At 54.9% G+C, this 19543-nt stretch carries 17 protein-coding genes and 3 tRNA genes; 2 read left to right on the forward strand and 18 right to left on the reverse strand.

Features of this window, described 5'->3' with window-relative positions:
- Positions 1-5 precede the first annotated feature (5 nt).
- From nuoH to AC0JZ1_RS10610, 12 genes are all read right to left on the reverse strand, one after another.
- Positions 6-1049, reverse strand: coding sequence for an NADH-quinone oxidoreductase subunit NuoH (gene nuoH, locus AC0JZ1_RS10555; protein ID WP_471882326.1), 1044 nt, complete (start codon positions 1047-1049; stop codon positions 6-8).
- An 11-nt stretch (positions 1050-1060) separates the two neighbouring features.
- Positions 1061-3142: an NADH-quinone oxidoreductase subunit NuoG gene (gene nuoG / locus AC0JZ1_RS10560; RefSeq protein WP_471882327.1), complete on the reverse strand. Its 2082-nt coding sequence runs from the start codon at positions 3140-3142 to the stop codon at positions 1061-1063.
- A 56-nt stretch (positions 3143-3198) separates the two neighbouring features.
- Positions 3199-3831: a 5' DNA nuclease gene (locus tag AC0JZ1_RS10565; RefSeq protein WP_471882328.1), complete on the reverse strand. Its 633-nt coding sequence runs from the start codon at positions 3829-3831 to the stop codon at positions 3199-3201.
- Between the two features lie 6 nt (positions 3832-3837).
- Positions 3838-5142 (reverse strand): NADH-quinone oxidoreductase subunit NuoF, encoded by a 1305-nt coding sequence (nuoF, locus tag AC0JZ1_RS10570; protein ID WP_471882329.1) that lies wholly within the window; start codon positions 5140-5142, stop codon positions 3838-3840.
- Positions 5143-5232: 90 nt separating this feature from the next.
- A complete protein-coding gene (nuoE, locus tag AC0JZ1_RS10575; protein ID WP_471882330.1) occupies positions 5233-6159 on the reverse strand; it encodes an NADH-quinone oxidoreductase subunit NuoE in 927 nt (308 codons plus the stop codon).
- 16 nt (positions 6160-6175) lie between these two features.
- Positions 6176-6430: a hypothetical protein gene (locus tag AC0JZ1_RS10580; protein WP_471882331.1), complete on the reverse strand. Its 255-nt coding sequence runs from the start codon at positions 6428-6430 to the stop codon at positions 6176-6178.
- Positions 6430-7620, reverse strand: a complete 1191-nt coding sequence (locus tag AC0JZ1_RS10585) for an NADH-quinone oxidoreductase subunit D (protein WP_471882332.1) — start codon at positions 7618-7620, stop codon at positions 6430-6432. Before AC0JZ1_RS10585 ends, AC0JZ1_RS10580 begins: the two co-directional genes overlap by 1 nt.
- A gap of 86 nt (positions 7621-7706) precedes the next feature.
- The gene (locus AC0JZ1_RS10590; protein WP_471882333.1) at positions 7707-8309 is read right to left on the reverse strand and encodes an NADH-quinone oxidoreductase subunit C; all 603 of its coding nucleotides are present in this window, start codon (positions 8307-8309) and stop codon (positions 7707-7709) included.
- Between the two features lie 15 nt (positions 8310-8324).
- A complete protein-coding gene (locus AC0JZ1_RS10595) occupies positions 8325-8906 on the reverse strand; it encodes a NuoB/complex I 20 kDa subunit family protein (protein ID WP_471882334.1) in 582 nt (193 codons plus the stop codon).
- Complete coding sequence (locus AC0JZ1_RS10600; protein WP_210102857.1) at positions 8897-9262, reverse strand: NADH-quinone oxidoreductase subunit A; 366 nt, start codon at positions 9260-9262, stop codon at positions 8897-8899. Before AC0JZ1_RS10600 ends, AC0JZ1_RS10595 begins: the two co-directional genes overlap by 10 nt.
- A 359-nt stretch (positions 9263-9621) precedes the next feature.
- A tRNA-Asp gene (locus AC0JZ1_RS10605) sits at positions 9622-9698 on the reverse strand.
- Positions 9699-9719: 21 nt separating this feature from the next.
- Positions 9720-9796: transfer RNA gene (locus AC0JZ1_RS10610), tRNA-Asp, on the reverse strand.
- A gap of 336 nt (positions 9797-10132) precedes the next feature.
- On the opposite strand from AC0JZ1_RS10610, the gene AC0JZ1_RS10615 reads away from it, so the two are divergent.
- Positions 10133-10208: transfer RNA gene (locus tag AC0JZ1_RS10615), tRNA-Val, on the forward strand.
- Positions 10209-10372: 164 nt separating this feature from the next.
- Here the strand turns inward: AC0JZ1_RS10615 and AC0JZ1_RS10620 are convergent.
- From AC0JZ1_RS10620 to clpP, 6 genes are all read right to left on the reverse strand, one after another.
- On the reverse strand, positions 10373-11392 hold the full coding sequence (locus AC0JZ1_RS10620; RefSeq protein ID WP_471882335.1) for an NAD-dependent epimerase/dehydratase family protein: 1020 nt from the start codon (positions 11390-11392) through the stop codon (positions 10373-10375).
- A gap of 98 nt (positions 11393-11490) precedes the next feature.
- Entirely contained in the window at positions 11491-12402 is a 912-nt protein-coding gene (locus tag AC0JZ1_RS10625) for a DMT family transporter (RefSeq protein ID WP_471882336.1), read from the reverse strand.
- Positions 12403-12625: 223 nt separating this feature from the next.
- Positions 12626-12901, reverse strand: coding sequence for a DNA-binding protein HupB (gene hupB / locus AC0JZ1_RS10630; protein WP_377395159.1), 276 nt, complete (start codon positions 12899-12901; stop codon positions 12626-12628).
- Between the two features lie 189 nt (positions 12902-13090).
- Entirely contained in the window at positions 13091-15511 is a 2421-nt protein-coding gene (gene lon / locus AC0JZ1_RS10635) for an endopeptidase La (protein WP_471882337.1), read from the reverse strand.
- A 340-nt stretch (positions 15512-15851) separates the two neighbouring features.
- Complete coding sequence (gene clpX, locus AC0JZ1_RS10640; protein WP_471882338.1) at positions 15852-17129, reverse strand: ATP-dependent Clp protease ATP-binding subunit ClpX; 1278 nt, start codon at positions 17127-17129, stop codon at positions 15852-15854.
- Positions 17130-17418: 289 nt separating this feature from the next.
- Positions 17419-18051 carry an ATP-dependent Clp endopeptidase proteolytic subunit ClpP gene (gene clpP, locus AC0JZ1_RS10645; protein ID WP_377395150.1) on the reverse strand — a complete coding sequence of 211 codons (633 nt, stop codon included), beginning with the start codon at positions 18049-18051 and terminating at the stop codon, positions 17419-17421.
- A 246-nt stretch (positions 18052-18297) separates the two neighbouring features.
- Here clpP and AC0JZ1_RS10650 point away from each other — a divergent pair, with 246 nt between their 5' ends.
- Positions 18298-19536, forward strand: coding sequence for a GGDEF domain-containing protein (locus tag AC0JZ1_RS10650; RefSeq protein ID WP_471882339.1), 1239 nt, complete (start codon positions 18298-18300; stop codon positions 19534-19536).
- Positions 19537-19543 lie beyond the last annotated feature (7 nt).

Consider the following 19543-nt stretch of genomic DNA (forward strand, 5'->3'; position numbering starts at 1 on the left):
CCTAATCAGGCACCAGCAGTCAGCTTCAACACGAATGCAGTAATGATGACCATTGCCAGCGACAGTGGAAGGAACACCTTCCAACCGAGGCGCATCAGTTGGTCGTAGCGATAACGTGGGACAAAGGCCTTTACCATAGCGAACATGAAAAACACCATGGACGCTTTTAGAATGAACCAAATAATTCCCGGCACCCAGTTGAGGAACCAAACATCGACAGGTGGAAGCCAGCCGCCGAGAAACAGGATGGTCGTCAGCGAGCAGATCAGGAGAATGGCAGCATATTCACCGAGCATCAGCATCATGTATGGCGCCGAGGAATACTCAACCATGTAGCCGGCGACCAACTCGGACTCTGCTTCCGGTAGGTCGAACGGGGGTCTGTTGGTTTCAGCCAGACCTGAGATGAAGAAGATAACGAACATCGGGAACAGCACCAGCCAATGCCAATCCAGGAAGGATGCAGGCAGGCCGACCATGGTACCAATACCAGTTTTCTGAGCGAGAACGATATCAGTCAGGTTCAGCGAACCGACGCACAGCAGAACGGTGACGATAACAAAGCCAATGGAGACTTCGTAAGATACCATCTGAGCCGCAGAACGGAGGGCACCGAGGAATGGGTACTTCGAGTTAGAGGCCCAACCCGACATGATCACGCCATAAACTTCGAGAGAAGATATAGCGAAGACATAGAGGATACCAACATTGATGTTGGCGATGACCCAATTCTCATTAAACGGAATTACGGCCCATGTTGCGAGCGCAAGTGTGACCGATACAAGCGGAGCAAGGAGGAAAACGCCTTTATTGGCGCCTGCCGGAATGATCGGCTCCTTGAAAACAAACTTCAGCAAATCTGCGAAGGACTGGAACAGACCGAAGGGACCAACGACGTTCGGGCCACGACGAAGTTGCACTGCAGCCCAAATCTTGCGGTCTGCCAAAAGAATGTAGGCGATAAACAGCAGCAGACAGACGAGCAGCAAAAGCGACTGTCCGATCATGACCAGCGCCGGCCAGAGATAGCTTGCGAAGAAAGAATCCATTTTTTCAGCCTTTACTCTGCCGCAGCCTTGAAGTTGTTGCGGGCCAGCGCCGAACACTCAGCCATCACGGCCGAAGCACGTGCGATTGGGTTCGTGAGATAGAAGTCTTTGATCGACGACGCAAACCCAGACTTGCTAAAGCTCACCGATTTTTTCGCAAGTTCGGCCACATCAGCAGCTGAGCCAGAAGCGATCTCATCCAAATCGTTAAAATGTGGATAGACTTCGTACAGCTTGCGGCGCAGTGCGGTCAAAGAATCGAAGGGCAGCTTTTTGCCGAGCACATCCGACAAAGCACGCAGGATTGCCCATTCTTCACGCGCATCACCCGGCGGGAAGCCTGCGCGATTACCCATCTGCACACGGCCCTCAAGGTTCACCCACGTACCGGATTTCTCAGTGTAGGCAGCGCCTGGCAGGATGACATCCGCATGATGTGCGCCTGCATCCCCATGGCTTCCGATATACACTGTGAGCTTCGCGTGCTTGGTGGCGAATTCCATCTCATCGGCACCAAGAAGGAAAAGCACGTCCATAGAGCGCAGCATCGTTGCGGCGTTTGCACCATTAGCACCCGGAACAAAGCCGAGATCAAGTCCACCCACACGGGATGCTGCAGTATGAAGAACGCCAAAACCGTTCCACTCTTCCGTTACGGCGCCGACCGAAGCAGCGAGTGACGCGGCAGCCGCAAGAATAGCTTCCCCATCGTCACGCGCAGCCGCTGCTGGCCCAACAATGATCATAGGATTCTTGGCGTTACGCAGTTTTTCGACAAAAGCGTGGGTACCGTTCATAACGTCAGTCAGCGTATCCGGGCCAGCGCCTAGATATTCATAACCATAGCGTAACTCACCAGCTTCACCAATCACGCCGATCGGGAAGTTGCCACGACGCCAGCGTTTGCGGATGCGCGCATTCAGCACTGCTGCTTCAAAACGCGGGTTGGAGCCGATCAACAGTAGCGCATCAGCCCTTTCAATGCCTTGAATCGTTGGGTTGAAGAGATAGCTGGAGCGGCCAAATGCAGGGTTCAGCTTTGAACCGTCCTGACGGCAATCCACATTCGTGGAACCCAGCGACGTCAGCAATTCCTTGAGAGCGTACATTTCCTCGACGGATGCCATATCGCCCGCGATAGCGCCGATTCGTTGGCCGCTGGTGGCTGCGACCGCCGTCTTAATCGCAGCAAATGCGTCCGCCCATGTGGCTGGCTGCAACCGGCCATCACGGCGAACGTATGGGCGATCGAGACGCTGGGTCTTCAAACCATCCCAGATGAAGCGCGTCTTGTCGGAGATCCACTCTTCGTTCACCAACTCGTTGACGCGCGGCATGATGCGCATGACTTCGCGACCGCGTGTATCAACACGAATCGCAGACCCAACAGCGTCCATCACATCGATCGACTCGGTTTTGCCAAGTTCCCAAGGACGGGCAGTAAAGGCAAACGGACGAGATGTAAGGGCGCCAACAGGGCAGAGATCAATCACATTGCCCTGTAACTCGGAGGTCATTGCCTCTTCGAGGTAGGTCGTGATCTCAGCATCCTCACCGCGCCCAATAAGGCCGAGTTCGGAAATACCACCGACTTCAGTCGTGAAGCGTACGCAACGGGTACAGTGGATGCAACGGTTCATGACCGTCTTGACGAGCGGACCGATGTACTTGTCTTCGACAGCGCGCTTGTTCTCGGTATAGCGGGATGCATCCATACCGAAGGCCATGGCCTGATCCTGCAGGTCACATTCGCCGCCCTGGTCGCAGATTGGGCAATCAAGCGGATGGTTGATGAGGAGAAACTCCATCACACCTTCACGCGCCTTTTTGACCATTGGCGTGTTGGTATATACTTCCGGCAGCTCACCATTCGGGCCACCGCGAATATCGCGCACGCCCATGGCACAGGAGGCAGCAGGCTTTGGCGGACCGCCCTTCACTTCAATAAGACACATGCGGCAGTTGCCTGCCACGGAAAGCCGCTCGTGGAAACAAAAGCGCGGCACTTCAGCACCAGCTTCCTCACACGCCTGCAGCAACGTGAAGTGATCCGGAACCTCGATCTCTTTACCGTCAACCTTGAGCTTTGCCATCGTCACTTACGTCCTGTTTCCAGTCCCCTGCCCTATCCGGGCGGCGACACATTCCGTCACCGCAGCAGTGCCTTTGCCTGCGCGATCCAACCATCTTTTACAATTCGACCATCAAGCCCAAGCTCTAGGTCGAAATGCTCTACATCTTTATCACTCCACTCGGCAATCTGCTCCAAACGCAGCACACCCATGCTGTTGAGCAAACCTTCGAGTTTAGGGCCTACGCCCGATATCTTCTTCAAATCGACCAACCCAGCGCCAGAGCCAAGTTTCGTTGACTTGGCACCTGACCGAGGCTTGCGAACCCGACTTGGAGCAGTTTCTACCGCAACAATCTTCTTGATCGAAGCTGGCTTACGACGCGAAGGTTTCGCCTGTCTTGAGTCACCCCGAGTTTCGGCTTCAGCAACGACGGGATTTTCCTCAACAACACCTGCTGCCGTCTCTACCCTTGGTTCGCCGCTCGAAACAGGAGCTGCCGGCCGGCCCGGCGCATGTTCGAACGCCGCCTGCATCATTCCGAAGAACGTGTTAGCCACTTGAGTACCGATGGCCATGCTCGCCATCGTCATTGCTGCCATGAACTCGGCCGGATGAACCGGAGCTTTATCCGCGAAAGGAAGCGTGAAGCCAAGCGTGTGCCTGGCAGTGTCAGTCTCGCTTTTACCCTCACTACCGATAGACGCCATGATCGCTTACTCCGCTGCCTCCATGACTGCGCCGTGAGTTGTTGCGTTCGCTGTGTATTGATCGATACGCTTCTCGATGTCAGGGCGGAAGTTGCGGATCAAGCCCTGAATCGGCCAAGCTGCCGCATCACCGAGAGCGCAAATCGTATGCCCCTCAATCTGCTTGGAAACCTGAAACAGCATATCGATTTCACGCTTCTGCGCGTTACCCTTCACCATACGCTCAAGCACACGCATCATCCAACCGGTGCCTTCGCGGCATGGCGTGCACTGCCCGCAGCTTTCGTGTTTAAAGAAAGCCGCGATACGCCAGATTGCCTTGATGATGTCGGTCGACTTGTCCATTACGATCATACCGCCGGTACCAAATGAGGATTTAACCTCACGCATACCGTCGAAATCCATGATCGCATCAGCCATGTCTTCGCCGCGAACGACAGGACAGGACGCGCCGCCCGGAATGACCGCCAGAAGATTATCCCAACCGCCACGGATGCCACCACAGTGACGATCGATGATTTCGCGGAACGAGAGGCCCATGGCCTCTTCAAAGGTGCACGGCTTATTGACGTGGCCAGAAACCATGAACAGCTTGGTGCCGACATTGTTCGGGCGGCCGATGGACGAGAACCAGGACGCGCCGCGACGCAGAATTGTTGGAGCGACAGCGATCGATTCAACATTGTTGACCGTCGTTGGGCAGCCATAGAGACCCATATTCGCCGGGAATGGCGGCTTCAGACGAGGCTGTCCCTTTTTGCCTTCGAGGCTTTCCAGCAGCGCTGTTTCTTCGCCGCAAATATATGCGCCCGCACCATGGTGAACGTAAACGTCGAAATCCCAGCCGCATTTGTTGTTGGTTCCCAGCAGACCAGCATCGTAGCATTCGTCGATGGCCTTCTGAAGTTCTTCACGCTCGCGCATATACTCGCCGCGCACATAGATGTAGGCGGTGTGCGCACCCATAGCGAAACCAGCGATCACGCAGCCTTCTATCAGCGTATGCGGATCGTGGCGCATGATGTCGCGGTCTTTACAGGTCCCTGGCTCCGACTCGTCAGCATTCACCACAAGATAGTGTGGGCGACCATCGGATTCTTTTGGCATGAAAGACCATTTGAGGCCGGTCGGAAAACCAGCACCACCGCGTCCACGCAGGCCAGAGGCCTTCATCTCATCGATGATCCAGTCACGACCCTTTTCAATGATCTGCTTCGTGCCATCCCAGTGGCCACGACTCATGGCTCCCTTAAGGGATTTATCCTTGAGCCCGTAGATGTTGGTAAAGATGCGATCCTGATCTTTCAACATGACTTATTCCACCAGTCCGCCGCCTCATTGGTCGGCAATTCGAATATAATGTGCGCGGGTTTCGCCCATCGCTGCCCGATTGACAAGACCTTACTCTTGGCCTTCGGTCGTCTTCTTCCGTGTACGCTTCGGCTTGTCCGTGCCAGCCACTTCACTGCCTTCGGCGGGAGCACCTTCAGCCGCACTGCCAACAGCCTTAACGTCCGGTTCGGAAGCCTTGGTAGCAGAAAGCGGCTGCGCTTCAGCCTGGCGTGTGTTTGCTTCGGCACCTGCCGGAGCAGTCACCGGAGTTTTAAGAGCTGGGTTTGTCTCAGCCGCTGTATCCTTTGGACGTGCAGCATCAGCCGGAGGTACGGAAGCAGATTCTTCAGCTTTCTTCGGCTCAAGATTGGTCCTGACTGGCTTGATATCATCGATCAGCGTCACTGGAGCACCTTCCGGCGCAGATGTATGGCGATCGATCTGCGGCCCAGTCTTTACTTCCGCGCCCCTACCAGCGTCGAATGCGTCAATAATCTCTTCCAAGCGCTCAGGCGTCAGGTCTTCGTAGGCATCTTTGAAGATCATGACCATTGGTGCATTTACGCACGCGCCCTGACATTCAACCTCTTCCCAAGACAGTGTTCCGCTCTCATTGCGAACGAAAGGATCAGCGTTGATCTTACGCTTGCAAACATCCATCAGCGCCTCGGAACCCCGAAGCATGCAAGGCGTTGTGCCGCAGACCTGGATGTGCGCACGCGTACCAATCGGCTTCAACTGAAACTGCGTATAGAAAGTAGCGACTTCCAGCACGCGAATGTAAGGCATCGCAAGCTTTTGAGCGACGAATTCAATAGCTGCGCGCGTAACCCAGCCGTCTTGCTCCTGCGCACGCATGAGAAGAGGGATTACTGCAGACTGCTGACGGCCTTCCGGATATTTCCGGATCGTCGCCTCGGCCCAAGCTGAATTTTCAGCATTGAAGGCAAAGGCTGCCGGCTGGAACTGATCTTCGGCTAGTCGACGAACGGACATTCTTTCTCACGCCTTATCAATTGATGGATGCGCAACGCGTTCTCGTCACATTGACGAATTCGCAAGCATAGCCAGATTTTCCCTTTTGCATGAATACGATCAATTTCGATCCATTCGGGACAGCTGACTTTATTTCATAATCTCTGGAAAGCAGTTCCGCCATTGTTGCATCAGCATCGCGAGTTGTGTTGATTGCACCATCCAGCGTCTGCGCTTGAACAGCTGCAGCAGCGAGAACAATCACTCCGAACGCGAGCGCGCAACGCAGCATTAGCGGTCCACCTCTCCAAACACGATATCCAACGAACCCAGAACAGCCGAAACGTCAGCGAGCTGGTGGCCGCGGCATAGGAAATCCATGGCTTGCAAGTGTGCATAACCTGGCGCGCGGATCTTGCAGCGGTAAGGCCTATTGGTGCCATCAGACACCAGATACACGCCGAACTCGCCCTTTGGCGCTTCCACAGCCGCGTAAACTTCACCCTCGGGAACGTGGAAGCCTTCCGTGTAAAGCTTAAAGTGATGAATAAGCGCTTCCATGGAACGCTTCATCTCACCACGCTTCGGTGGAACCACTTTACCGTCTACCGACGATACAGGCCCGGTTTTCGCGTCGCCCAGCAGACGCTCGACACACTGCTTCATGATCTTGCACGACTGCTCCATCTCAAACATGCGAATGAGATAGCGATCGTAGCAGTCGCCGTTTTTGCCAATGGCGATATCGAAATCCAGGTCTGCATAGCACTCGTAAGGCTGCGATTTACGCAGATCCCACTTTGCGCCAGAGCCTCGGACCATCACGCCTGAAAAACCCCAAGCCCAAGCATCATCCAAGGAAACGACGCCAATATCGACGTTACGTTGCTTGAAGATACGGTTGTCGGTGATCAGGCCGTGGATATCCTGCAAAGCACGCGGGAATTCGTCGCACCATTTGCCAATATCCTCAACCAACTCAACGGGTAGGTCCTGATGCACCCCGCCCGGGCGAAAATAAGCAGCATGCATACGAGCACCGGAAGCGCGCTCATAAAATACCATCAACTTCTCACGTTCTTCGAACCCCCAAAGCGGCGGGGTCAAAGCGCCGACGTCCATTGCCTGAGTTGTTACGTTGAGCAGATGCGACAGAATGCGGCCAATTTCGGAGAAAAGCACACGGATCAGCTGCCCGCGGATCGGCACCTGAATGCCAAGCAGCTTCTCTACCGCGAGACAGTATGCATGCTCCTGGTTCATTGGAGCCACATAGTCCAGTCGGTCGAAATAGGGCAGCGCCTGAAGATACGTCTTCGCTTCGATAAGCTTTTCAGTGCCTCGATGCAGAAGGCCAATATGTGGGTCCACGCGCTCGACGATTTCGCCGTCCAGCTCGAGAACAAGCCGCAAAACGCCGTGCGCCGCCGGATGCTGCGGTCCGAAATTGATATTAAAATTGCGGACGTTGTGTTCAGTCATTGCTGCCTGCTCCATGCTGCGCTGCCAAACCGGCGCCAGCGGGATAAACTCGATTTTTCAAACGGCGCGATAAACGCCGCACGCCTTCAAACCTTGGCTTTCTCATCGCCAGGAAGTACGTAATCCGTACCTTCCCAAGGGCTGAGAAAATCGAAACTGCGAAACTCCTGGCGCAATTGAACCGGCTCATAGACCACGCGTTTTGCACCGTCATCATACCGAACTTCAACAAAGCCCGTGAGAGGGAAATCCTTACGCAGCGGATGCCCTTCAAAACCGTAGTCCGTCAAGATTCGACGAAGATCAGGATGCCCTGTGAACATGATACCGTAAAGGTCCCAGGCTTCACGCTCGAACCAGTCGGCCCCAGGATACACACCACAGGCAGACGGCACAGCTTCGTCTTCAGCCGTCTGCACCTTCACGCGGATACGCATGTTTCTCGTGGGTGACAGCAAGTGGTAGACCACATCGAAACGACGCTCACGCTGTGGCCAATCAACACCGCATATATCGACCATATTGACGAAACCGCACTTCGGATCATCCCGAAGAAACGTCAGCAATGCGATGACATTTTCAGCCGCTGCATTCAACGTCAGTTCGTCATAGGCAACGGCTGCCGTCTCGTACAGACCAGACTGCTTCTCGCCCAAATAGGCAACAAATTCATTCAGGGCTTCACTCATACCCAGTCCTCGCCCTTAGCGTTCGATCGTTCCGGTCCGGCGGATCTTTTTCTGCAGCAGAAGAACGCCGTAAAGAAGCGCCTCTGCCGTGGGGGGACAGCCCGGAACATAGATATCGACAGGTACGACGCGATCGCAGCCGCGGACCACCGAATACGAATAGTGATAGTAGCCACCGCCATTGGCACAGGAGCCCATAGATATCACATACCGCGGCTCAGGCATCTGGTCATAGACCTTGCGCAATGCAGGCGCCATCTTGTTCGTCAGCGTTCCCGCGACAATCATGACATCGGACTGGCGTGGGCTGGCGCGCGGCGCGAAGCCGAAGCGCTCCACGTCGTAACGCGGCATGGAAAGCTGCATCATCTCGACGGCGCAGCAGGCCAGACCGAATGTCATCCACATGAGCGAGCCCGTGCGCGCCCAGTTGATCAGCTCATCGGTGGACGTAACCAGAAATCCTTTATCGGCGAGCTCATTATTGATCTCGCCGAAGAATGCGTCGTCGCTGCCAACCGGCTGACCGGTACGCGGATCGATGATTCCCTTTGGCTGCGGCGCGATGAGGGTGCCGCTATTATCGACTACTCCCATTCCAGCGCTCCTTTCTTCCATTCATAAATAAAGCCAATCGTCAGGACGCCGAGGAAGACCATCATAGACCAGAAGCCAAACCAGCCGATTTCACCGAACGACACAGCCCACGGAAACAGGAAGGCAACTTCAAGATCGAAGATGATGAACAGGATCGACACGAGATAGAAGCGGATGTCGAACTTCATTCGGGCATCATCGAAGGCATTGAAGCCGCACTCATATGCGGACAACTTCTCCGAGTCAGGCGCCTTATAGGCAACGGCGAAAGGCGCAATAAGAAGCGCTAGGCCGATCACGAGGGCTATACCTATAAAGATCGCGATCGGGACATAGGAACTGAGAAGTTCAGTCATTGTATTCCATCCCTGCTTGCCAAGCAGTGCCGGGCGGCACAAAAGCGAATGCGCGGCAAGCGAACGTGCATTGCAACAAGCCGTGACTAGCGCAGGCGAGACGCGGGCGCAAGACTTTTGAGCGAACGATCCCGCACCAAAACATCATAAAGGGAAAAGCATGCACAATTGACGCAGGCTTGACTGCTTTGGCGGGTGAATTTCTGCAACCAATCGGACGGTGCGAAAGCAAGATGGCGTCTGGTAAGCCACGTTACAAGTTGCGCTGGCCCAAAATGCGCAACAACAGCAAGTTGGTCTAATCGCGAACAAACACGCGCTTGAAACAGTTTCGAAAACATCAAGAGAAGAGGACGAAATGGCGCGAGTGACGGGGCTCGAACCCGCGACCTCCGGCGTGACAGGCCGGCACTCTAACCGACTGAGCTACACCCGCGCATTTTTTCGTTCGAAAGGATGGCGCGAGTGACGGGGCTCGAACCCGCGACCTCCGGCGTGACAGGCCGGCACTCTAACCGACTGAGCTACACCCGCATCTTCCAATCAGGGAGAAACTTCCCCTCACCGACCGGCGTTGCCATGTCGATGAGCGGCTCTCTAAGGCGTTCGTTCAGAGGTGTCAAGCAGCTTTCAAGACAAAAGCGTGACGAAGATTTCTTTCTTTTCCACAGCATCGCCCGCCGATGAGACCGTCTGTGGAAACAGAAAAATAATTGCGGGGTAGAATCCCTAGTTTTCCGGGCTTTTCACAACAGCATGATGTCATCGACGAAAAAAAACGGAAAAAACATCAAATTCGCTCTTGCAGATTTCGATCGATCCGAATAGATCACGGCCATCGACGCGGCGGCAACGAGCCGTCAGCAAGTCGGGCGATTAGCTCAGTTGGTAGAGCGCTTCGTTTACACCGAAGATGTCGGGAGTTCGAGTCTCTCATCGCCCACCATTCTCTCTATTTTTCCATTTTTGGTGTCCGTAAGATGCGCTTACTGTAGCGCGTAATCTGTCAGATCCCTCTCAAACGTCAATATAATTAGGCATCGTCTTCACCAGCGTGCCATGGCGCTTGGGTGCCCTGCCTAGCATGTGCCAGGCAGGCATTTGTGTCTTTCAAAGGTGAAGTTCTTCCCGATACTGCGTGTACCATTCAACAAACGCTTTCACCCCCGTCGCCAAATCGATTTCAGGCTTCGTCCCGGTTAGGGCTTGCAATAGTTCGGGGCTGGCGAATGTGCGCGGAACATCCCCCTGTTGCATGGGCATCATGGCGCGTTTCGCTTTGCGTCCCATAACGTTTTCAATTGCCCCTATAAAATCCAGCACTGATACGGGTTGGCCACCGCCAATATTCACCACTCTGTAAGGTCCCTGCCGGGAGAGCGTGTCGCTTAAGCTCGAGGTGCTGACGCGATTCGACTCATTGGGTATGATTCGCGAGAGGTTGATGATCCCACTGATGAGATCGTCAACATACGTGAAATCACGGCTCATTTTGCCTTCGCCGTAAACCTCGATCTCCCGGTCTTCCATCATGGCCTTTACGAATTTGAAGAGAGCCATGTCCGGCCTTCCCCAGGGTCCGTAGACTGTGAAAAATCGGAAGGCGGTGATTGGGAGCTTATGGAGATGTGCATAGGTATGCGCCATCAACTCCATGCTCTTCTTCGTCGCCGCATAGAAGCTGAGCGCCTCATCTGTCCGGTCGCTCTCCCGAAAGGGAACCGACTCGTTAGCGCCATAGACAGACGAGGTAGAAGCCAGCATTAAATGCCTCACACCCACCTGCTTGGCCAGTTCCAGCACGTTCCATGAGCCTGTGACATTGGAATCGAGGTAGGCTTTGGGGTTCTCCAGGCTGTAGCGTACCCCTGCCTGTGCAGCGAGGTGCACTATGACATCCGGTTGACCGAACTGTAACGTGCTATTCAGCGCCTGCTGATCCTCGAGCATTCCGATGACCGGACGAAAGGCAGGAAACTGCGCAAGGGCGGCGTGGCGCGCTTCTTTAAGGCGTAGATTGTAGTAGGGCGTCATGCCATCAAAGCCAGTGACTTGATGCCCCTCTTCCAATAACCGGCGCGCCAGATGAAAGCCAATAAAGCCAGCCGTGCCGGTGAGAAGATAATGCATGCCGAACGCTCCTATAAATGCGCCCGGATAAAAGACCAAACATTAGCGCGAAGCAACCGCGCTGGGTTTAGTTTCGGCGTTTCGGTCGAAACCGGTGCTTAAATCTGAGGCCTGCGCTTCGCTGTAGAAAGCGCCTCCCGCAACAAGAGGGAAAGTGACGCCGCTAGAATCAGCAACGCACCCAAAAGAAGGGAGCCGCTTGGGGCAAAACCAAAGACGACCCATCCGGCAAGCACGTTGAGCGGAAGTTTCAGATCATCAAAGGGCTGTACATAAGCAGCATCTGCCGCCCGATAGGCGAGGCTTAGAAAATGCTGACCAAGAGCGGTCAATAATCCCGCCAGGAGCAACAGCCAAAGCGCTTGGGCGTCGGGAACGGCCAATCCTGCCCCCAAGGCCAGCACACCATTGATGGGCGTTAGAAGAACCAGAAGCCAAACAGTGATGGCCTCGGCGGGCTCATGATGAGCTAAATTCTTCATGATGAGGGAAGAACCGCCCCAGAGCAATGCAGCGAGAATGGGCAGCAATGCAGACAGAGAGAAACTATCGTTCCAAGGCTGTAAGATAATCATCGCGCCTATGAAGCCAGCGAGGGTCGCCAGCCAGCGGTGGAGCCCTACCCGTTCGCCCAGAAATACTCTAGCACCAATGATGACAAAAAATGGCGAGGTCATCACAAGTGCAATCGCCTGCCAGATGGGCACGGTAACCAAACCATAGGCCCAGGCCTGCACTCCAAGCGCCGCCAACGCAACACGCACGACGTGCCGAATGGGGTAGCTACTCTTCATTGCTTTCAAGCCTAGGCGCGCGAGCAGCGGCAAAGAGAACAGGGTCGCAAAGGCATACTGCCAGAAGGCCATGGATGAAGCTGGAAAATGCATGACCATAGCAAGCCATTGGGTGGCGACGTTAATGGCTGCGAACACAATGCCAGCCAGCACCATGAAAATAGCACCACGCACTGCGGCCGATCCCCATACCCCGCGATCCGTGATGGCCTTCATTGCGCTCTACCTCTCTCAAATTCGCAAAGCGTCAAAACCTTGAGTGTCTCGCAACGCTTCAGACCGTGCCTTACGCTATAAACCATGTTTCAAACGCATTTGGTTTTGCAGGGGCCGCAGCAAAGGCTTGTGCAGCTTGCATAGGGGAATCTCATAAAAAAAGCCCGACTAACGCCGGGCTTCGCAGCAATGGTTTTTCATAACGCTGAACGCGCATCAAACCTTAGCTGTTAACAGCGTCCTTGAGGCCTTTGCCAGCCGAGAACTTCGGAACGTTACGAGCCGGAATATCGACCTCAGCGCCCGTGGAGGGGTTACGACCCTTCGAAGCTTCACGGCGGGAGACGGAGAAGCTGCCGAAGCCAGCGAGACGAACATCGCCACCGTTCTTCAACTCAGCCTGAACAGCTTCCAGAACTGCGTCGACAGCAGAAGCGGCGTCGGCCTTGGAAAGACCGGCCTTCTCAGCAACGGCGGATACCAATTCGTTCTTGTTCATGTTTCCACCCCTTTCAATGGTTTCACACAAATGGACCTGTCGGGGCGATCGATTCATGATGCCCTTCGCCAACCCAAAAGCTCCGGGATTGCCTGAAAAACAAGGCCCTTCCGTACATTTTCACAAAAAAGGCCGGCATAAAGCCGGCCTTTTTCCACAGACAATGTGATTTTCACCCGAAGGTTACGCTCAATGCGCCAATGAAGGATTGGAATCCTCGCTTCCATCAGCAGTCGCAATGACCGGCGTTTCCACCGTTCCGTCCCATTCAATCGGCTCCGGCTTGCGCAAAAGTGCATGTTCAAGCACTTCGCCCATCCGCGAAACCGGGATGATCTCCATGTTGTTTTTCACGTTATCCGGAATGTCCGCCAAGTCCTTGGCGTTCTCTTCCGGGATGAGAACCTTCTTGATTCCGCCGCGAAGAGCAGCAAGCAGCTTCTCCTTCAGGCCTCCGATCGGCAGCACGCGACCACGCAAGGTCACCTCGCCGGTCATGGCCACATCCTTCGATACCGGAATGCCGGTCATAATCGAAACGATGGCGGTGGCCATTGCAATACCAGCAGACGGACCATCCTTCGGGGTTGCGCCTTCCGGCACGTGCACGTGAATATCCGACTTGTCGAAACGCGGTGGCTCAATGCCAAAATCAACCGCGCGCGAACGAACGTAGGAAGCAGCAGCCGAAATCGACTCCTTCATCACGTCCTTCAAGTTGCCGGTCACTGTCATGCGGCCCTTACCAGGCATCATGACACCTTCGATGGTCAGCAATTCGCCCCCGACTTCCGTCCAGGCCAAACCGGTGACAACACCGACCTGATCTTCGCGCTCTGCTTCTCCATGACGGAACCGCGGCACGCCCAGATAATCCTGGAGATTCGCAGCTGTGACTTCAACCGACTTGGTGTTGCCCTTAATGATTTCCGTAACTGCCTTACGAGCCAGCTTCATCAGCTCGCGTTCGAAGTTACGTACACCTGCTTCGCGCGTATACTGCTGAATGATCGCCGTCAGAGCATCGTCGCTGGCGGAGAACTCTTCAGGCTTCAAGGCATGTTCCTTGATGGCCTTTGGAAGCAGGTGACGCTTGGCAATCTCGCGCTTCTCATCTTCCGTGTAACCGGCGATACGAATGATCTCCATACGGTCCATCAAGGGAGCCGGGATGTTCAGCGTGTTCGCCGTCGTGATGAACATGACGTCAGACAGGTCGTATTCCACTTCAAGGTAGTGATCCATGAAGGTGGAGTTCTGTGCAGGGTCCAGCACTTCAAGCAGAGCCGAAGACGGATCGCCACGGAAATCCATACCCATCTTGTCGATTTCATCGAGCAAGAAGAGAGGGTTGGACCGCTTTGCCTTTTTCATGGACTGCACGACCTTGCCCGGCATGGAGCCGATATAGGTACGGCGATGACCGCGAATTTCGGCTTCGTCCCGAACGCCCCCAAGAGCCATGCGAACATATTCACGGCCTGTTGCCTTGGCAATGGACTGGGCAAGCGAGGTCTTGCCAACGCCCGGAGGCCCAACAAGGCAAAGGATCGGACCTTTGATCTTGGTCGCACGAGCCTGAACGGCAAGATATTCGACAATACGCTCTTTCACCTTGTCGAGACCAAAATGGTCTAGATCCAGCGTTTTTTCAGCAGCATTCAGGTCGATCTTAACCTTGGACTTCTTGTTCCACGGAATGGAAAGCAGCCAGTCGAGGTAGTTGCGAACAACGGTCGCCTCAGCCGACATCGGGCTCATTTGACGCAGCTTTTTCAGCTCCGCGTCGGCCTTTTCCCGAGCTTCCTTCGTCAGCTTGGTCTTGTTGATGCGATCTTCGAGTTCGGCCATTTCATCACGGCCATCCTCGCCATCGCCAAGCTCCTTCTGAATGGCCTTCATCTGCTCATTCAGATAGTACTCACGCTGCGTCTTCTCCATCTGGCGCTTGACGCGCGAGCGGATGCGCTTCTCAACCTGGAGAACAGAAATTTCGCCTTCCATGAAACCCAGCGCCTTTTCAAGACGCAGCTTCACGCTCACCGTTTCCAGCATTTCCTGCTTCTCGGTGATCTTGATGGAAAGATGCGAGGCAACGGTATCGGCCAATTTCGAGTAATCCTCGATCTGGCTTGCCGCGCCAACCACTTCCGGCGAAATCTTCTTGTTCAGCTTTACGTAGTTTTCAAACTCAGACACGACAGAGCGGGAAAGAGCCTCTACCTCAACGGTGTCTTCTTCCGGCTCCGAAAGCACGGTGGCCTGTGCTTCGTAGAAATCTTCACGGCCTGTATAGTCTTCGATCTTCGCACGTGCGCGGCCTTCGACAAGCACCTTCACGGTACCATCGGGCAGCTTGAGCAATTGAAGAACATTGGCCACAGTACCGACCTTGTGGATCGCTTCCGGCGCAGGGTCGTCGTCCCCGGCGTTGATCTGGGTGACCAGCATGATCTGCTTGTCTGAACCCATAACCTCTTCCAGTGCGCGGATGGATTTCTCGCGCCCGACGAACAGAGGTACGATCATGTGGGGGAAAACCACGATGTCGCGCAGAGGCAGGACCGGATAAGTATTTCCGCCCTGTGTCGCAGACGCTGTATTCGTCATGTTAATTCCTTTCACTCGCCCGTTTCCGGGGGTCAGTCCAGTTCAAGGCTGGACGCTTTCTTCCCCACCAAAGTGGAGGTTCTAAACGCATATTTCAAGCCTTGCACAGCTGTTCGCCGGGCAGATGCCAAGGTCATGCAAGGTTATGACGGGATACTTACGCGGAACTGATTTCCATCAACCGAAAATAGGACGGACAGCGCGCCACACGAAGCTGGGCAGGCCGTTTCCATCACGAATCACTCAGCACCAGGCTGGCGATGCATCCGGGCAAAGCGAATCGGCCCCGCCTGCCCTTGATCAGGAAAGGGGCCTCACGGCCCCTTCCCCAAGATCTCAATTAAGCGGAAACGTTCGCTTTCTCATCCTGACGATCGGCATAAATGTAGAGCGGACGGGCAGTGCCGCGAACGACCTCGTCGGAGATGACCACCTCACGCACACCTTCCAGTGCTGGCAGTTCGAACATGGTATCCAGCAGGATCTTTTCCATGATCGAACGCAAACCGCGTGCACCCGTCTTGCGTACAATGGCGCGACGCGCGATTTCGCGCAGCGCATCTTCGTGGAATGTCAGCTCCACATCTTCCATCTCGAACAGGCGCTGGTACTGCTTGACCAGAGCGTTCTTTGGCTCGGACAAGATCTGGATCAGGGCGTCCTCATCCAGGTCTTCCAACGTTGCCAGAACCGGCAGACGACCGATGAATTCCGGAATCAAGCCGAACTTCACCAGATCTTCCGGCTCCAATTCACGCAGCACTTCGCCAACGCGGCGATCATCCGGCGCCTTGACAGTTGCGCTGAAGCCGATGGATGTCTTTTCGCCGCGGGCAGAGATGATCTTGTCCAGACCAGCGAATGCGCCACCGCAAATGAACAGGATGTTCGTGGTATCGACCTGCAGGAATTCCTGCTGCGGATGCTTGCGGCCACCCTGCGGCGGAACGGAAGCAACCGTGCCTTCCATGATCTTCAGCAGAGCCTGCTGCACCCCTTCACCCGACACGTCGCGTGTGATCGACGGGTTATCGGATTTGCGGGAAATTTTGTCGACTTCATCGATATAGACAATGCCGCGCTGAGCTCGCTCGACGTTGTAGTCGGCAGCCTGGAGCAGCTTGAGAATGATGTTCTCGACATCTTCACCCACGTAACCGGCTTCAGTCAGCGTGGTGGCGTCGGCCATGGTGAACGGCACGTCGATGATGCGGGCCAAAGTCTGCGCAAGATAAGTCTTGCCGCAGCCTGTTGGGCCTACAAGCATGATGTTCGACTTTGCCAGCTCCACGTCACCGTTCTTCGATGCGTGCGCGAGGCGCTTGTAGTGGTTGTGCACGGCAACCGACAAGACCTTTTTCGCCTGCTGCTGGCCGATGACATATTCATCCAACACCTTGATGATATCCTGCGGCGTGGGAACGCCATCACGGGATTTCACCATGGAGCTCTTGTTCTCTTCGCGGATGATATCCATGCACAGTTCAACGCACTCATCGCAGATGAATACGGTCGGTCCTGCAATCAGCTTGCGGACCTCGTGCTGGCTCTTGCCGCAGAAGGAACAATACAACGTATTCTTGGAGTCGCCGCCGTTGCTGCCGCTGACTTTGCTCATATCACTTCCCTTCCAGCACACCGATCGCCTGTCATCCAGGCCCGGAGAGTTCCTATGCCGGTGGGGCAGCCCTCTTTATCAGAATGCTGCACCCGACCCGTTTATGGGGCACTCTACCGAACTGGGAACCATGGTTCCCGATTCGATGGCAACGCAACCCCTTCCAGACCGCATGCTATGTCATAAAAAATCAACACAGCATTAATAGGCATTATTAGCGCGTTCCTCGGCAGTGGAAACCCCGTATTCGGTCATTTCGGGGTGATGCCTGCCAAAGCCTTGTTCAGCCTTAATCGGCGGAACCGCCTTCAAGTTCCTGGCGCGAAGTCAGGATCTTGTCCACAACGCCCCAGGCAAGCGCCTCTTCGCCATCCATGAAGTGGTCACGATCGAGGGTTTTTTCAACTTCCTCGTATGTGCGACCAGTATGCTTCACATAAACATCGTTCAGACGTTTTTTCATCTTCAATATGTCACGAGCATGGCGTTCGATATCCGAGGCCTGACCTTGGAAACCGCCGGATGGCTGGTGAACCATGATGCGGGAATTCGGCATCGCGAAACGCATGCCCTTTTCTCCGGCCGCCAGAAGCAAGGAGCCCATGGAGGCTGCCTGCCCGATGCAGAGCGTCGAGACAGCTGGCTTGATGAACTGCATCGTATCGTAAATCGACATGCCTGCAGTGACCACGCCACCTGGCGAATTGATGTAGAGCGCAATTTCCTTCTTGGGGTTTTCAGCTTCCAGGAAGAGCAGCTGCGCGCACACCAGCGAGGCCATATGGTCTTCCACCGGGCCCGTCAAAAAGATGATACGCTCTTTCAGCAGGCGCGAATAGATATCGTAGGAGCGTTCCCCGCGGTTGGTCTGCTCGACAACCATCGGCACCAGGGCCATAGCGGTATCAACGGGATTTCTCATGGTGTTCCTTTGTCTCATCGGGCACCCTATGGCGTTTCCGCCCCAGGAATCGTCTTGATTTTGTCTTATCCCTACATAGAGGGTGGATAGCGGGTACTTCAAGACGCCGCACCTGATATCCTTAACCGCATGTAGTTTTCAGCATCTCAACCGTTAAATCGTTAGCAAATACCTTCCATAGGCAACAACCTTTTAAACTCTCTACCCCATAAACTGATGTTCACACTATGAGGCGGGACTTCAATCGTGGACACGAAAACAGCAATGCTGCTCTGGGCTGCAGAAGCCCTCACGCTTGCGATACTTCTCCTGGCGACCTGGCTTCACGATAGACGCCAGGTTGTTACCGGCCTTTGGGGCGGCGGTTTTGCCTGCCACGGCATCGGTATCATGCTTGTCGGCCTGCGTGGCGCCATACCGGATTTCGTATCGATCGCGCTCGGTAATGAGATCATTCTGCTTGGCATCGGGCTGTGGAGCCTCGGCGTTCTCAAGCACGACAGCAGACAGGGCATGCTCGTGCTGCTGCTGCCTGGCGTCCTATGGGCGGCAGCGCTGCTGCTCCCACACATCTACGAAAATTTCTGGACGAGAACCGTTGTCGTTCAGTCCTGTTCAGCCCTTAGCTACCTTTTGCTTGGGTATTGTCTATTGACCGGGCCAAAGCCAGTGGCACGTTCCCGCAAACTTTTTGCCATTGTTACGGCGGTTCAAGCGGGATTGATGCTGAACATGGCATTGCAGTCCTCCCTCCAGAGGCCTGCGACCTTCGAGGAAATGCCAGATCTTGCGGTCTACTCGATTGGCAACATCTTCTGCCTCGTCTCAGCGATCTTGCTGGGTGCTCGCATGCTGATGACACGGTCAGAAGAACGTTTGCGCCGAATAGCGGAAACCGATCCGCTCACCGGCGTTCTCAATCGCCGCGGCTTTCTCGATCAATTCGAGCGTGTTCGAAAGGAAACGCATCATTCGCGAAACCTTCTGGCCATCGTCATTTTCGATCTGGATCACTTTAAGCAGATCAACGATCAACATGGCCATAAGGGCGGTGATGATGTGCTGGTTCATTTTTGCGGGATTGCTCTTTCCTGCCTGCGCGAGCGCAGTGTTTTCGGCAGGCTGGGCGGAGAGGAGTTTGCCTGCCTCTTCCCGGTTTCCAGTGTCGGGGAAGCTGTCGGAACCGCTGAAGCGATTCGTCTCACTCTCTATTCAAAGCCCCTCCTCTCGCAGGATAACAAGCTGATACATGCGTCCGTTAGCGCCGGGATCGTCGTCGCCGCGCAGAGGGAAGCAGAACTCGACTCGATGTTATCGAGCGCTGATCGCGCCCTTTACGTGGCCAAGGAAGCCGGCAGAAATGGTAGCGCTGTCGCGCAAATGCAGGACATTGCAAGAGTGACGAGCACACATGTCGAGGCGGAGCAGCGAGTGTCCTCTTCAGAAGCCACTTCCTCTAGGATGGAGACCCGTCTTTACGCGTGAGCATCAA

The organism is Affinirhizobium capsici (assembly GCF_977018625.1).

Excerpts from the sequence above, each read along its gene's own strand:
- nuoH (WP_471882326.1), bottom strand. The coding sequence starts at position 1,049 with ATGGATTCTTTCTTCGCAAGCTATCTCTGGCCGGCGCTGGTCATGATC.
- nuoG (WP_471882327.1), bottom strand. The coding sequence starts at position 3,142 with ATGGCAAAGCTCAAGGTTGACGGTAAAGAGATCGAGGTTCCGGATCAC.
- AC0JZ1_RS10565 (WP_471882328.1), bottom strand. The coding sequence starts at position 3,831 with ATGGCGTCTATCGGTAGTGAGGGTAAAAGCGAGACTGACACTGCCAGG.
- nuoF (WP_471882329.1), bottom strand. The coding sequence starts at position 5,142 with ATGTTGAAAGATCAGGATCGCATCTTTACCAACATCTACGGGCTCAAG.
- nuoE (WP_471882330.1), bottom strand. The coding sequence starts at position 6,159 with ATGTCCGTTCGTCGACTAGCCGAAGATCAGTTCCAGCCGGCAGCCTTT.
- AC0JZ1_RS10580 (WP_471882331.1), bottom strand. The coding sequence starts at position 6,430 with ATGCTGCGTTGCGCGCTCGCGTTCGGAGTGATTGTTCTCGCTGCTGCA.
- AC0JZ1_RS10585 (WP_471882332.1), bottom strand. The coding sequence starts at position 7,620 with ATGACTGAACACAACGTCCGCAATTTTAATATCAATTTCGGACCGCAG.
- AC0JZ1_RS10590 (WP_471882333.1), bottom strand. The coding sequence starts at position 8,309 with ATGAGTGAAGCCCTGAATGAATTTGTTGCCTATTTGGGCGAGAAGCAG.
- AC0JZ1_RS10595 (WP_471882334.1), bottom strand. The coding sequence starts at position 8,906 with ATGGGAGTAGTCGATAATAGCGGCACCCTCATCGCGCCGCAGCCAAAG.
- AC0JZ1_RS10600 (WP_210102857.1), bottom strand. The coding sequence starts at position 9,262 with ATGACTGAACTTCTCAGTTCCTATGTCCCGATCGCGATCTTTATAGGT.
- AC0JZ1_RS10620 (WP_471882335.1), bottom strand. The coding sequence starts at position 11,392 with ATGCATTATCTTCTCACCGGCACGGCTGGCTTTATTGGCTTTCATCTG.
- AC0JZ1_RS10625 (WP_471882336.1), bottom strand. The coding sequence starts at position 12,402 with ATGAAGGCCATCACGGATCGCGGGGTATGGGGATCGGCCGCAGTGCGT.
- hupB (WP_377395159.1), bottom strand. The coding sequence starts at position 12,901 with ATGAACAAGAACGAATTGGTATCCGCCGTTGCTGAGAAGGCCGGTCTT.
- lon (WP_471882337.1), bottom strand. The coding sequence starts at position 15,511 with ATGACGAATACAGCGTCTGCGACACAGGGCGGAAATACTTATCCGGTC.
- clpX (WP_471882338.1), bottom strand. The coding sequence starts at position 17,129 with ATGAGCAAAGTCAGCGGCAGCAACGGCGGCGACTCCAAGAATACGTTG.
- clpP (WP_377395150.1), bottom strand. The coding sequence starts at position 18,051 with ATGAGAAATCCCGTTGATACCGCTATGGCCCTGGTGCCGATGGTTGTC.